The organism is Streptomyces sp. NRRL WC-3549 (assembly GCF_000721935.1).
Lineage (GTDB): Bacteria > Actinomycetota > Actinomycetes > Streptomycetales > Streptomycetaceae > Streptomyces.
The window spans coordinates 1-13,858 of sequence record NZ_KL585401.1 but is presented as its reverse complement, the minus strand read 5'-3'; the positions used below and the strand labels follow the sequence as shown (position 1 = coordinate 13,858).

General features: G+C 71.7%; 10 protein-coding genes. 7 read left to right on the top strand and 3 right to left on the bottom strand.

The features are described from left to right. Positions 1-612: 612 nt before the first annotated feature. Together IH13_RS0116505 and IH13_RS0116500 are read left to right on the top strand one after the other, a co-directional pair. Positions 613-921 (top strand): heavy-metal-associated domain-containing protein, encoded by a 309-nt coding sequence (locus IH13_RS0116505; RefSeq protein WP_031085143.1) that lies wholly within the window; start codon positions 613-615, stop codon positions 919-921. Positions 922-1,084: 163 nt separating this feature from the next. Then, complete coding sequence (locus IH13_RS0116500; protein WP_031085141.1) at positions 1,085-3,448, top strand: heavy metal translocating P-type ATPase; 2,364 nt, start codon at positions 1,085-1,087, stop codon at positions 3,446-3,448. Positions 3,449-3,978: 530 nt separating this feature from the next. On the opposite strand, the gene IH13_RS0116495 is transcribed toward IH13_RS0116500, so the two are convergent. From IH13_RS0116495 to IH13_RS0116485, 3 genes are all read right to left on the bottom strand, one after another. Beyond that, positions 3,979-5,277 (bottom strand): citrate synthase, encoded by a 1,299-nt coding sequence (locus IH13_RS0116495; RefSeq protein ID WP_031085140.1) that lies wholly within the window; start codon positions 5,275-5,277, stop codon positions 3,979-3,981. A 197-nt stretch (positions 5,278-5,474) separates the two neighbouring features. Next, the gene (locus IH13_RS0116490; protein WP_031085138.1) at positions 5,475-7,706 is read right to left on the bottom strand and encodes an SF1B family DNA helicase RecD2; all 2,232 of its coding nucleotides are present in this window, start codon (positions 7,704-7,706) and stop codon (positions 5,475-5,477) included. A 130-nt stretch (positions 7,707-7,836) separates the two neighbouring features. Then, positions 7,837-8,370 (bottom strand): helix-turn-helix domain-containing protein, encoded by a 534-nt coding sequence (locus IH13_RS0116485; RefSeq protein WP_051835858.1) that lies wholly within the window; start codon positions 8,368-8,370, stop codon positions 7,837-7,839. A 194-nt stretch (positions 8,371-8,564) separates the two neighbouring features. Here IH13_RS0116485 and IH13_RS0116480 point away from each other — a divergent pair, with 194 nt between their 5' ends. From IH13_RS0116480 to IH13_RS0116460, 5 genes are all read left to right on the top strand, one after another. After that, complete coding sequence (locus IH13_RS0116480; RefSeq protein ID WP_031085135.1) at positions 8,565-10,022, top strand: Na+/H+ antiporter NhaC family protein; 1,458 nt, start codon at positions 8,565-8,567, stop codon at positions 10,020-10,022. Between the two features lie 84 nt (positions 10,023-10,106). Next, entirely contained in the window at positions 10,107-11,045 is a 939-nt protein-coding gene (locus tag IH13_RS0116475) for a dihydrodipicolinate synthase family protein (RefSeq protein WP_031085133.1), read from the top strand. Next, on the top strand, positions 11,038-12,264 hold the full coding sequence (locus tag IH13_RS0116470; RefSeq protein WP_031085131.1) for an NAD(P)/FAD-dependent oxidoreductase: 1,227 nt from the start codon (positions 11,038-11,040) through the stop codon (positions 12,262-12,264). Before IH13_RS0116475 ends, IH13_RS0116470 begins: the two co-directional genes overlap by 8 nt. Then, positions 12,261-12,551, top strand: a complete 291-nt coding sequence (locus tag IH13_RS0116465; RefSeq protein WP_031085129.1) for a 2Fe-2S iron-sulfur cluster-binding protein — start codon at positions 12,261-12,263, stop codon at positions 12,549-12,551. Before IH13_RS0116470 ends, IH13_RS0116465 begins: the two co-directional genes overlap by 4 nt. Next, positions 12,551-13,858, top strand: a 1,308-nt coding sequence (locus IH13_RS0116460; RefSeq protein WP_051835857.1) for an FAD-dependent oxidoreductase, incomplete at its 3' end; no start/stop codon positions are given. The genes IH13_RS0116465 and IH13_RS0116460, both read left to right, overlap by 1 nt.

The following is a 13,858-nucleotide window of genomic DNA, read 5'->3' as shown; positions in this document are numbered from 1 at the left end:
GGCCTGACCCACCCGGCTCCCGCCGGCCCGCCCGGTCGCTCGCGGCGCCGTCCGATCGCGCGCGGCACCGTCCGGCCGCTTGCGCTCGGGCCCGCGCGGGAGGGCGCCGCCCCGGGGCGCGGCGGGAGAGCGGACCGGGAGAGCGCCCCCACCGCCCCACCGCCGATCCGGGCTGCACCGTGGAGGGGCGGGACACCCCGGGCCCGGGGCCCCAGGGCGCGGCCCTCCCGGCCGAGCTCCTGCCGCACGGCGATCCACATCGGCCCCGTCTGCCCCGGCCCGGCGCCCCACCCCGGCACTCGCCCTCGGCACTCGCCCTCGGTGCTCTCCCCGGCCCACCCGCACGCACCTGCCGCATCCGCCCGGCCTGCCACGCCCACCCCGCACTCCGTGGCCGCTCGGGCCCGCCCCGGGCCGTCGACGTGCCCGCCCCCGACGCGCAGGCCATGACGTACGGCCACCCGGACCCACCCCCCGCGCACGGCCGACCGGGGCGACGCCACACGACATCCATACCCCCTAGGGGTATAGTGTGGAGAGTGTGAGGGCGCACCGGCCGTCCCGGTGGCCCCTCACGTCCCGTGCCCGCGTACCCGCGAAGAGGAGAACGACATGACCGCCGAGACCGAGACCCCCGAAACCGCCGCCGGCTCCTGCTGCTCGTCCACCGGCTCCTGCCAGGACGGGGCGGCGGACGCCCCGGCCGGCGGCGTCACCACGGTGTACGAGGTGAAGGGCATGACCTGCGGCCACTGCGAAGGCGCCGTGTCCGAGGAGATCTCCGAGCTGGCGGGGGTCACCTCCGTCAAGGCCGAGGCGTCGAGCGGCCGGGTGACCGTCACCTCCGCCGCCCCGCTGTCCGAGGACGCCGTGCGCACCGCGGTGGACGAGGCCGGCTACGCGCTGGTGGGCCGGGCCTGAGACGCCCGGACCCCCACCCGGTCCCCGGCGGCGAGGTCCCCCACCCGGACCGCACACCGCATCTGACCACCCCGTCGGGCCGGTTCCGTCATCAGGCGGCTCCGCGTGAGCGGACCTCCCGGTGAGGGGGCGGCCCGATCCGCATTCACCCAGGAGTCCGGACATGGCCGGCACCACCACAGCCGAAGCCCCGGCGGCGGAGACCTCCGAGGCCGAGCTGACGATCGGCGGGATGACCTGCGCCTCGTGCGCGGCCCGCGTCGAGAAGAAACTCAACCGGATGGACGGCGTCACCACCGCCACCGTCAACTACGCCACCGAGAAGGCGCGCGTCCGGTTCGCCGCCGGAACGACCCTCGACGACCTCGTCGCCACGGTCGAGCGGACCGGCTACACCGCGCAGCCCGTCCCCCGGGCGGCCCCGGCACCTCCACCGGCCGGCCCCGCTCCCGGCCCCGGCGCGACGGGGTCCCCCGTCAGCACCGCCGACGACGGGCCCGGCGGCGCCGAGGACGACCGCGCCCCCGATGAGGACACGGCCGACCGCGGCGCCACCGAGGCGCTGGCCGCGCTGCGGCAGCGCCTACTGGTCTCCGTGACGCTCGCCGTGCCCGTCATCCTGATGGCGATGGTGCCCGTCCTCCAGTTCGACAACTGGCAGTGGCTCTCCCTCACCCTCGCCGCTCCCGTGGTCGTCTGGGGCGGGCTGCCCTTCCACCGCGCCACCTGGACGAACCTCAGGCACGGCGCCGCGACGATGGACACCCTGGTGTCGGTGGGGACCCTCGCCGCGTTCGGCTGGTCGCTGTGGGCGCTGTTCCTCGGCCACGCGGGCATGCCGGGGATGCGGCACGGGTTCGAGTTCACCGCCTCCCGTTCCGACCCCTCCTCCACCATCTATCTGGAGGTCGCGGCCGGGGTCATCTCCTTCCTCCTGCTCGGCCGTTACCTGGAGGGCCGGTCCAAGCGGCAGGCCGGTTCCGCGCTGCGCGCCCTGATGCACCTGGGCGCCAAGGACGTGACGGTCCTGCGCGACGGCCGGGAGACGCGCGTCCCGGTGGGCCGGCTCGCCGTCGGGGACCACTTCGTCGTCCGGCCCGGCGAGAAGATCGCGACGGACGGCACCGTGGTGGAGGGCTCGTCCGCCGTGGACGCCTCGATGCTCACCGGGGAGTCCGTACCGGTGGACACCGCTCCGGGCGACTTCGTCGCCGGGGCCACGCTCAACGTCTCGGGGCGGCTGGTCGTCGAGGCCACCCGGGTCGGGGCGGACACCCAGCTGGCCCGGATGGCGAAGCTCGTCGAGGACGCCCAGAGCGGCAAGGCCGCCGCCCAGCGCCTCGCGGACCGCATCTCCGCCGTCTTCGTCCCGGTGGTCCTGCTGATCGCCCTGGTCACGCTCGTCACCTGGCTCCTCGTCACCGGCGACCTCACCGGGTCGTTCACCGCGGCCGTCGCCGTCCTGATCATCGCCTGCCCGTGCGCCCTCGGACTCGCCACACCCACCGCCCTGATGGTCGGCACCGGGCGCGGCGCGCAGCTCGGCATCCTCATCAAGGGCCCCGAGGTCCTGGAGACCACGCGCCGGGCGGACACGATCGTCCTGGACAAGACGGGCACGGTCACCACCGGCCGTATGACCCTGGGCGCCGTGCACACCGCCACCGGCACGAGCGAGGCCGACGTGCTGCGGCTCGCGGGCGCCCTGGAGTACGCCTCCGAGCACCCGATCGCCCAGGCCGTCGCCGCCGGGGCCGCCGACCGCACCGGCGGGGCGCTGCCCCCGACCGGGTCGTTCGCCAACGTCCCCGGGCTCGGGGTGCGCGGGAGCGTCGAGGGGCACGAGGTGCTCGCCGGCCGCCCGAAGCTGCTCGCCGACGCGGGGATCACCCTGCCGTCCTCCCTGTCCGACGCCCTCACCGAGGCCGCGGGCCAGGGGCGCACCGCGATCGCGGTCGCCTGGGACGGCGAGGCCAGAGGGGTGCTGGAGGTGGCCGACGCGGTGAAGGACAGCAGCGCGGAGGCGGTCGCGGAGCTACGCGCCCTCGGCCTGCGGCCGATCCTGCTCACCGGCGACAACCAGGCCGTCGCGGACGCCGTGGCCCGCGCGGTCGGGATCGAAGAGGTGTACGCGGAGGTCATGCCCGAGGACAAGGTGGACGTCGTCCGCCGCCTCCAGGCCGAGGGCCGGTCGGTCGCCATGGTCGGTGACGGCGTCAACGACGCGGCGGCGCTCGCCGTGGCCGATCTCGGCCTGTCGATGGGCACCGGCACCGACGCGGCGATCGAGGCGGGCGACCTGACGCTGGTTCGTGGAGATCTCAAGGTGGCCGCTGACGCCATCCGGTTGTCGAGGCGTACGCTGTCGACCATCAGAAGCAACCTCTTCTGGGCCTTCGGTTACAACGTGGCCGCCCTGCCCCTGGCTGCTTTCGGGCTGCTCAGCCCGATGATCGCGGGTGCGGCGATGGCGTTTTCGTCGGTCTTCGTCGTGACGAACAGCCTGCGGCTGCGCTCCTTCACATAATTCCTACAAAGAGACTTAGATCACACCGATTCGAGGGTAACCATCTGGCGGGTTGGTGAGTCTAAGAGTGCGATGCCAAGGATGTCTTGGGGGACGTCCGACGGAGTGTCTTGGGGGACGCTCCGGGCAAGCGTTGGCCGGGGCACGTGCACCGGGGAGCTTTGAGCGGCCCTCCCGTGCGTACGTACCCCGGCAGATCGCACCGCAGGACCGAACTGAACAGGCACCACGCAACACCCGGGAGCTTCGGCTCCCCTTGGACGCCCGGCCGGATCCCGTGGGGGGAATCCGCTCCGGGATATGGGAAGCGCCCCGTCCGTCGACCCGTGGGGGGATCGGCGGGTGGGGCGCTTCTCGCTTGCACGCCGCGCGGTCCGCCGCCGAAGAGCGGCGCCCGGACCGCCCGCAGAACGCCGAATCGCCCCGTACACCGCGCTCGACGGGCGAGCGCGGTACGCGGGGCGAAGGCAGTGGGCCCCGGAGGCCCGGTCGGTACGTGGCTCCGCCGGGGCGGAACCGGTGGTCGGGCCTCAGCGGCTCTCGACCGGGACGAAGTCGCGCAGGACCTCGCCGGTGTAGATCTGGCGCGGGCGGCCGATGCGGGAACCCGGCTCCTTGATCATCTCGTGCCACTGGGCGATCCAGCCGGGGAGGCGGCCGAGCGCGAAGAGCACGGTGAACATCTCGCTCGGGAAGCCCATGGCCCGGTAGATCAGACCCGTGTAGAAGTCCACGTTGGGGTAGAGGTTGCGCGAGACGAAGTAGTCGTCGGAGAGCGCGTGCTCCTCCAGCTTGAGCGCGATGTCCAGCAGTTCGTCGGACTTGCCGAGCGAGGACAGCACGTCGTGGGCCGCGGCCTTGATGATCTTGGCGCGCGGGTCGAAGGACTTGTACACCCGGTGGCCGAAGCCCATCAGGCGGACGCCGTCCTCCTTGTTCTTGACCTTCTGGATGAAGGAGTCGACGTCGCCGCCGTTGGCCTGGATGCCCTCCAGCATCTCCAGCACCGACTGGTTGGCGCCACCGTGCAGGGGGCCCCACAGCGCGGAGATGCCGGCGGAGATGGAGGCGAACATGTTGGCCTGCGAGGAGCCGACCAGGCGCACGGTGGAGGTCGAGCAGTTCTGCTCGTGGTCCGCGTGCAGGATGAGGAGCTTCTCCAGCGCGGAGACGACGATCGGGTCCGGCACGTACTCCTGGGCCGGGACCGAGAAGGTCATGCGCAGGAAGTTCTCGACGTAGCCGAGGTCGTTGCTCGGGTAGACGAACGGGTGACCGATCGACTTCTTGTACGCGTACGCGGCGATCGTCGGGAGCTTGGCCAGCAGACGGATCGTCGAGAGGTGGCGCTGCTCCTCGTCGAACGGGTTGTGGCTGTCCTGGTAGAAGGTGGACAGCGCGCTGACGACCGAGGACAGCATGGCCATCGGGTGGGCGTCGCGCGGGAAGCCGTCGAAGAAGCGCTTGACGTCCTCGTGCAGCAGCGTGTGCTGGGTGATCTCGTTCTTGAACGCCGCCAGCTCGTCGACCTTGGGAAGGTCGCCGTTGATCAGCGTGTAGGCGACCTCGAGGAACGTCGAGCTCTCGGCGAGCTGCTCGATCGGGTAGCCGCGGTAGCGCAGGATGCCCTGTTCGCCGTCGAGGTAGGTGACGGCGGATTTATAGGCGGCGGTGTTGCCGTATCCGCTGTCCAGCGTGACCAGGCCCGTATGGGCCCGGAGCTTCCCGATGTCGAAGCCCTTGTCGCCGACGGTGCTGTCGATCACCGGGTAGGTGTACTCGTCATCGCCGTACCGCAGTACTACAGCGTTGTTGGTGTGCTCGCTCACGTCATCCCTCACCGACGTAGTGCCTCTTCTTCGAGGTGCCCTGACTGTCTCCACCCTCCCCCATTTGGCTCAGGAGAGTGCACTCGGGGTCGTCCATTGGACCTACCGACGGCACTGAGTGCCGCCAACTTTCTCATCCTGCCCCCTCTCTTCCGGTTCCGGAAGGGCGTAGTGATGTTTCCCACCGTTTTGATCGATCATTTTTCCGCGAAGTCTCCTGCGCCGCCTCCGCGCAGCCGGAAAGCCAGTCCCGTACAGCGTCTGCCGGCGGAAACCGTGCGGACGGCCTGCCCGATCGCCTTGCGCGAGCCGACCAGGACGACGAGCTTCTTCGCCCTGGTCACCGCCGTGTACAGCAGGTTCCGCTGGAGCATCATCCAGGCGCTGGTGGTGACCGGGACGACGACCGCCGGGTACTCGCTGCCCTGGGAGCGGTGGATCGTCATGGCGTAGGCGTGGGACAGCTCGTCGAGCTCGTCGAAGTCGTACCGGATCTCCTCGTCCTCGTCCGTGAGGACGGTCAGCGCCTGCTCGTCCGCGTCGAGGGCGGTGACGACGCCGACCGTGCCGTTGAAGACGCCGTTCTCGCCCTTCTCGTAGTTGTTCCGGATCTGGGTGACCTTGTCGCCGACCCGGAAGACCCGGCCGCCGAACCGCTTCTCCGGCAGGTCCGGGCGGCCCGGGGTGATGGCCTGCTGGAGGAGGCCGTTCAGATGGCCGGCGCCCGCCGGGCCCCGGTGCATCGGGGCGAGTACCTGCACGTCACGGCGGGGATTCAGGCCGAACTTGGCGGGGATGCGGCGGGCCGCGACGTCCACGGCGAGCACACCGGCGTCCTCCGTCTCGTCCTCCACGAACAGGAAGAAGTCGCTCAGTCCCCGGGTGACCGGCGGGACGCCCGCGTTGATGCGGTGGGCGTTGGTGACGACCCCCGACTGCTGGGCCTGGCGGAAGATCGTGGTCAGCCGGACGGAGGGCACCGGGCCGTCCTTCGCCAGCAGGTCGCGCAGCACCTCCCCCGCGCCGACCGACGGCAGCTGGTCCACGTCGCCGACCAGGAGGAGGTGGGCACCGGGTGCCACGGCCTTGACGAGCTTGTTGGCGAGCAGCAGATCGAGCATCGACGCCTCGTCGACGACCACCAGATCGGCGTCCAGCGGTCGTTCCCGGTCGTAGGCGGCGTCGCCGCCGGGCTTCAGCTCCAGCAGCCGGTGCACGGTGGACGCCTCGGCACCGGTCAGCTCCGAGAGGCGCTTCGCCGCCCGGCCGGTGGGTGCGGCCAGCACCACCTTGGCCTTCTTGGCGCGGGCCAGCTCCACGACGGACCGGACGGTGAAGGACTTCCCGCACCCCGGCCCCCCGGTCAGGACGGCGACCTTACGGCTGAGCGCGAGCCGGACGGCGGCCTCCTGCTCGGGCGCGAGCTTCGCGCCCGTACGCCGTCCGAGCCAGGAGAGCGCCTTGTCCCAGTCCACGTCCCGGAAGGCCGGCATGCGGTCCTCCGGGGTGTGCAGCAGGCGCTGCACCTGGGCGGCGAGGGAGATCTCGGCGCGGTGGAAGGGCACCAGGTACACGGCGGTGACGGGCTGCCCGTCCTCGGGGCCGGGGACCTTCTCCCGTACGACGCCCTCCGGGTCCTCGGCCAGTTCGGCCAGGCACTCGATGACGAGCCCCGTGTCGACCTGGAGCAGCTTGACCCCGTCCGCGATGAGCCGTTCCTCGGGGAGGAAGCAGTGCCCCTGGTCGGTGGACTGGGACAGCGCGTACTGGAGGCCGGCCTTGACCCGCTCCGGGCTGTCGTGCGGGATGCCGACTGCCTGGGCGATGCGGTCGGCGGTGAGGAAGCCGATGCCCCAGACGTCCGCGGCCAGCCGGTAGGGCTGGTTCTTCACGACGGAGATGGAGGCGTCCCCGTACTTCTTGTAGATGCGGACGGCGATGGAGGTCGAGACGCCCACGCCCTGGAGGAAGACCATGACCTCCTTGATCGCCTTCTGCTCCTCCCAGGCGGCGGCGATCATCTTCGTCCGCTTCGGGCCGAGCCCGGGCACCTCGACGAGCCGCTTCGGGTGCTGCTCGATGACGTCGAGGGTGTCCACGCCGAAGTGGGTGGTGATGCGGTCGGCCATCACCGGTCCGATTCCCTTGATCAGGCCGGAGCCGAGGTAGCGGCGGATGCCCTGGATCGTGGCCGGGAGGACCGTCGTGTAGTTGTCGACCTGGAACTGCTTGCCGAACTGCGGGTGCGAGGCCCAACGCCCCTCCATCCGCAGGGACTCGCCGGGCTGCGCGCCCAGCAGCGACCCGACGACGGTGAGCAGGTCGTTGCTCCCGCGGCCGGTGTCGACGCGGGCGACGGTGTACCCGTTCTCCTCGTTGGCGTAGGTGATCCGCTCCAGGACGCCTTCGAGCACGGCGGTGTGGGACATGGGTCCGACGGTATCGGGCGGGGGTGACAGCGCCCGGCCGGGCCCCGGCGCACGTACGCGCAGGGGAAGGTGGCCGGTCCGCGCGGGGGTGGCCCGCACCCCCGCAAAGTGGCCGGTGGGGGCGCGCCCGTCACGGCGTGGGGGGTGTCACCGACGCCAGGTAGGTCGCGGCTTCGGTGCCGGTGTTGGTGTAGCGGTGGGGCCGGGCGGCGTCGAAGGTCAGGGCTTCGCCCGCCTGGAGCTCGAAGCGCTGGTCGGCGAGGTGCACGGTGACCGTACCGCTGATGACGTACGCGCACTCGACCGCGACGTGGCTCCACTGCTCCTCACCGGAGGACTGACCGGGTTCCAGCGTGCCGAGCAGCACTTCGAGCTGGCCGTTGCCCGGGGTCAGGCGCTCGTACTGCACGTGCCCCTTCGGCATCACCAGCCGGGAGCGTTCACCGGGGCGGCTGTGGTGGGCGGTGAGCGGGCTCTGCCCGTGGAACAGCGAAGCGGTGGACGGGCCGAAGACGGTACTCAGGGCACGCAGCGTCTTGAGGCTCGGCTCGCGGACGCCCCGCTCCACCTGGCTGAGCAGGGTCGCCGACAGGCCGGTCTGCGCCGCGAGGTCGCGGAGGCTCAGTCCCGCCTCCGCCCGCAGGGTGCGTAGCTGATCTCCCATCACGCGTTCAGATTAGCGGAGGGGTGCGCACTCTCGTACACGATGGTGAACGGCGACCGCGCATCTCCCCAGGGAAGAGGCAGCTTTTGTCCTTCATGTCAACCCTTGACAGGGACGGACTGTGCACTGTTGTGTACCAACGTAAATAAGTACACATCGGCTGTCCCCAACGTTGTGGAGAGAGGTTCATCGCCATGAGCGACGACAGGCCCCTGGTGTTTCGTGGAGGAAGACCCCTGGCGTTCCTGCCGGTGGCCGTCTTCCTCGCCTTCTGCATCGTCTTCTTCGTCGTGTTCAAGACGTTCGACATGACCGCGCTGGCCGCGGGAGGCGTCGTCGCGCTGCTGGTCGGTGCGGTGTTCGCCAGGTCGTACTCCACGTACTGGTCCGCCGTGACCCGGGGCATCGGGTCCTCCACGGCGGTGACGATCGTGATGATCCTCTTCTGCGTGGGGCTGATGTCCGCGCTGATCAAGGAGACCAACGTCTCGGGCGGGTTCGTGTGGCTCGCCGAGTTCCTCGGCGTCGGCGGCGGCACCTTCACGCTCTTCACGTTCGTCGCGGTGTGCGTCATCTCGATGTCCACGGCGTCGTCCATCGGCACGATGTTCACGGCGTTCCCGATCTTCTACCCGGCGGGCGTACTCCTCGGGGCCGAGCCCGCGTTCCTCGCGGCCGCGATCATCTCCGGCGCGATCTTCGGTGACAACGTCGCACCGATCTCCGACACGACCGTCATCTCGTCCTCGACCCAGTCCTTCCGGCGGAAGGACGGGACCGCGGACATCGCCGGAGTCGTGCGCAGCCGCGCCCGGTTCGCGTTCACCGCGGCGGCCGTGGCGGCCGTCGGGTTCTTCGCACTGGGGGCGTCCGGCCGTTCCGGCGACACCGCCCAGTCCCAGCAGCTCCTCCGGGAGGCGTCCGACCCGCTCGCCCTCGTGATGCTCGTCCCGGTGGCGCTGATGCTCGTGGTGGCGCTGCGGACCCGCGACATCTTCAAGGCGGTCACCGTCGGACTGGTGTCCGGCATCGTCACCGGACTCGCCTCGGGACTCCTGTCCCTGGACGGCGTCGTCGGCGTCTCGGACGGGGCCCCGACCGGCTTCCTGGTCGCGGGCGTCGGCAGCATGCTCAGCGTGATCGCCCTGGTGGTCACCGTGTTCGGCATCATGGGCGTGCTGACCGAGGCGGGCATCCTCGACTGGCTGGTGAGCGCGCTGACCGGCAGCCGCCTGTCGCGGACCCCGCGCGGCGCGGAGCTGGCGATCGGTATGGGCATCTCGGGCACCACGCTGCTGTTCGGCGGTGTGAACTCGGCCGCCATGCTCACCTTCGGCCCCGTCGCCGACAAGCTCGGCGCCCGCGTCGGCCTGCACCCCTACCGCCGGGCCGTCGTCATGGACTGCTTCGCGATGGGGATCGCCTCCATCGTGCCCGTCCTCAGCGCCTACCTCTTCATCGGCGCACAGCTCACGACCGGGATCGAGGGCGTTCCCGCACTGGCCACGACGGAGATCTTCGTCGCGATGCTCTACCCGCTCGTCCTCACCGTCGTCATGGTCCTCGCGGCCGTCACCGGTTGGGGCCGCCGTTTCGAGGGCCCCGACGGCGCCGAGCTGAAGCAGCCGGAGAACACCCCGGCCACGGTCTGACACGACCCGAGAGCACGCCGGTCACGGCCTGGACCGCCGTGGCACGTACCGCAAACCCCCACCGGACGAGGCTGGAGCACACACATGGACCGCAACACAGTCGACTGGCGCGGCTACATCCCCGCCGTCACCACCCCCTTCACCCGCGACGGAGCGCTCGACCTCGACGCCCTGCACGTACAGCTGGCCTGGCTCGCCGACGAGGGCGTCCAGGGCGCGATCCTGGCCGGGACCAGCGGCGAGTGGTTCGCCATGTCGGCACGGGAACGCGCCGACCTGTTCGCGGCGGGCGCCGAGCACCGCAGCGCCGCCTTCCCCGTCCTCGGCGCCTGCAACGCCTTCACCCCGCACGAGGCGATCACCCACGCCCGCGCCGCACAGGCGGTCGGCCTCGACGGCATCCTGCTCACCCCGCCGCCCTACGTCGTGCCCAACAGGAAGGAGATCGTCGCCTTCTACCAGGCGGTGAGTGACGCCACCGACATCCCGATGACCGTGTACAACTGGCCGCGCGGCTGCGTGGTGGACATGGACGTCGACCTGCTGGGCGAACTCGCCGGGATCGAGAACGTCGTGGCCGTCAAGAACTCCACGGGGGACTTCGCGAACTTCCTCGCGGGGATGTACGCGCTGGAGGGCCAGGTGCGGTACTTCGGCCTGCCGACCAACGCCCTCGGCGCCGACCTCGCGATACTCGGCCACGGCGACGGGCTGATGGGGACGGGCGGCATCCTCGGCCGGGACCAGGCCGACTTCTGGAACGCCGTGGACGCCGGAGACCGGGAGCGCGCGATCCGGCTGGGCCGGAAGGACCGCGTCTACATGGACGCGTGGTTCCGCCCCGACTACGGCGTGCAGTTCGGCAACCAGCAGGCGATCATCAAGACCGCGCTGCGCCTGCGCGGCATCCCCGCGGGGTTCGTACGGGCGCCGCTGCTCGAACTCACCCGGGAGGAGGTCGCCCGCGTCGAGGCGACGCTGCGTGAACTCGGCATCGAGACGGTCGCCCTCACCGATGTCTGAGCGGTACGACGTCGTGGTCGTCGGCGGCGGACTGCTCGGCTGCCTCACGGCCTGGATGGCGGCACGCGACGGCGCGCGCGTGCTGCTGGCCGACAAGGACCAGGTGAACCAGCACGCCTCCGGGCAGAACGCCGGCAGCCTCCACTTCCAGCTGGAGTACCGGATGGTCGAAGCCGTGGAGTACCGGATGGTCGAAGCCGGTGAGGAGGCCGCGCGGGTCGCGGCCGAGGCCATGCCGCTGCACCTCGACGCCGCCGCGATGTGGGCCCGCCTGGAGGACGAGGTCGGCGAGTCCCTCGGCGTGCGCCAGACGGGCGGGCTCATGGTCGCCGAGAACGCGGACCAGGTCGGGATGCTGGAGTTCAAGGCCGAGCTGGAACGCTCCTGGGGCCTCGACGTGCGCACCCTCGACCGCTCCGAGCTGGACACCGTCGCGCCGTACCTCTCCCGGGACGTCGTCGCGGCCAACCTCAGCGCGCTGGAGGGCAAGGCCGACGCCCGCATCGCCGCTCCGGCGGTCGGCCGCGCCGCCGTCGCGGCCGGGGCGAGGGTGTGCGCGCGCTCCCGCCTGGTCGGCGCGCATCGCACGCCGGCCGGGTGGGACGTCACCCTCCGGGAGACGGACCGCACGGGAGAGGTACGGACGCGCACCGTCCGGACGGCCGCGGTCGTGCTCGCCGCCGGTGTGTGGACGACCGAGCTGGGCCGGGTCTTCGGTGCCGAACTGCCCACCGTCCCGCTCGCCCTGACCATGACGGTCACCTCCAAGGTCCCCTCCTTCATCCCCCACCTCGTCCAGCACGCGGGCGCCCGCCTGTCGCTCAAGCAGTCACTCGACAAGACGGTGCTCATCGGCGGGGGGTGGCCCGCGCGGCTCATGCGGGACGCGGACGGCGTCCCGCAGTTCGACCGCAAGCACCAGCTGATCCCCCGGTCGATCGCCGGCAACGCCCGCGCGGCGGTGAACGCCGTACCCGCGCTGGAACGGGTGCCCGCCGTGCGCAGCTGGGTCGGCACGACGACGGTCGCCCCCGACCAGCTCCCCCTCGTGGGTGCGGTCAGGGACGCGCCGGGCGTGTTCGTCGCCACCGGCGGGTCGGCGTTCACCCTGGGGCCGAGCTTCGCGCGGGTACTGACCGGGCTGCTCGCCGGAGGCTCGCCCGACATCGACCTCACCCCGTACGATCCGGCCCGCTTCACGGAAGGGAGCACCCCATGACCAGGGACGACACCTGGCGTCGTACGGCGCGTCGGCGCGGCGCCGCCGTGACCGTCGTCGTGGACGACGAACCGGTACCCGCCTGCACGGGTGAGACGGTCGCCGCGGCCATGCTCGCCGCGGGCGCCCCGTTCGAGCGGGACCGCGCCGGGACGCCCCGGGCGCCGCTGTGCAACATGGGGACGTGCTTCGAGTGCGCCGCCACCGTGGACGGCCGCCCGCTGACCCGCACCTGTCTCGTCCCGGTCCGCGACGGCCTGGTCGTCGAGACGTCGAGGAGGCTGTGATGGGGCAGGAGGGGACCGCACGGACCGGGACCGGGCAGGCCGTGGTCTTCGACCTCGCGATCGTCGGCGCGGGCCCGGCAGGCATGTCGGCGGCTCTCACCGCGGCCGATCACGGGCTGAAGGTCGTCGTCGTCGACGAACAGCAGCGGGCGGGCGGGCAGATCTTCCGCCAGCCGCCGGAGACCTTCACCGGGAGCGTCCTGCGTCCCACCGCGGGCTACGGCTGGGCCACCGGGCTCATCCGGCGCTTCGAGGCGGACGAGCGGCTGACGACCGAGTTCGGCTGGTCCGCGATCGGTGTGCTGTACGACGACGCGCTGCCCGGCGGCCTGTGCCTGGCGGTCAACCATCCGCAGGACGGCACGCGCGTGATCGGCGCGCGCCGCCTGCTGATCGCCACCGGCGCGTACGACCTCCCCGTCGCCTTCCCCGGCTGGACGCTGCCGGGCGTCATGACCGCCGGCGCCGTCCAGACGCTCGTCAAGGCGCAGAAGACCGCACCCGTCGGCGACGTGGTGCTGGCCGGCGCCCATCCGCTGCTGCTGCTCGTGGCCGACCTGCTCGTCCGCGAGGGTGTGCGGGTGCGCGAGGTCGCGTTCGCGCAGAACATCCCGAAGCCGACGGACCTGCTCCACGCGGTGGGCGCGGTGCCCGGTCATGTACGGATGCTCGCGGAGACCGGCGGGATCCTGGCGCGGCTGGTCCGCAACGGCGTACGGGTCTCGTCCCGGACCGTCGTGACGGCCGCCCGTGGCGAGGACCACGTCAGCCGGGTGGAGCTGGCCCGCGTCGACCGGCGGTGGAAGGCGACCGGCCCGTCCCGCGAGGTGGACGCCTCCCATCTGGTGCTGGGGTACGGCTTCTCCGCCTCCACGGAGCTGGCCCGCCAGATCGGCTGCGACCTCGTGTACGACTCCCCGAAGGGCGGCTGGGTCGTCTCGCACGACGCCCGGCTGCGCACCTCCGTCCCGGAGGTCTTCGTCGCGGGCGAGCCCACGGGCGTCGCGGGCGCCGACCAGTCCCGTGCCGAGGGCTCGTTGGCGGCCCTGGCGATCGCCGCCGACCTCGGCCGCGACGTGTCCTCCACGGCCCTGGCCGAGGCGGAACGCGGCATCCGCACGGCGTCACGCTTCTCCACCGTGGTGCAGCGGATGTTCGAGCCGGCCCGCGAGGCGCTCGGCGACCTCGCCGGACGGGACACGACCGTGTGCCGGTGCGAGATGGTCACGCGTGGCACCCTCGACGACTTCCTCGAAGCGTCACCGTTCGTCAGCGACGTCAACGCCGTCAAGCTCTCCTGCCGCACG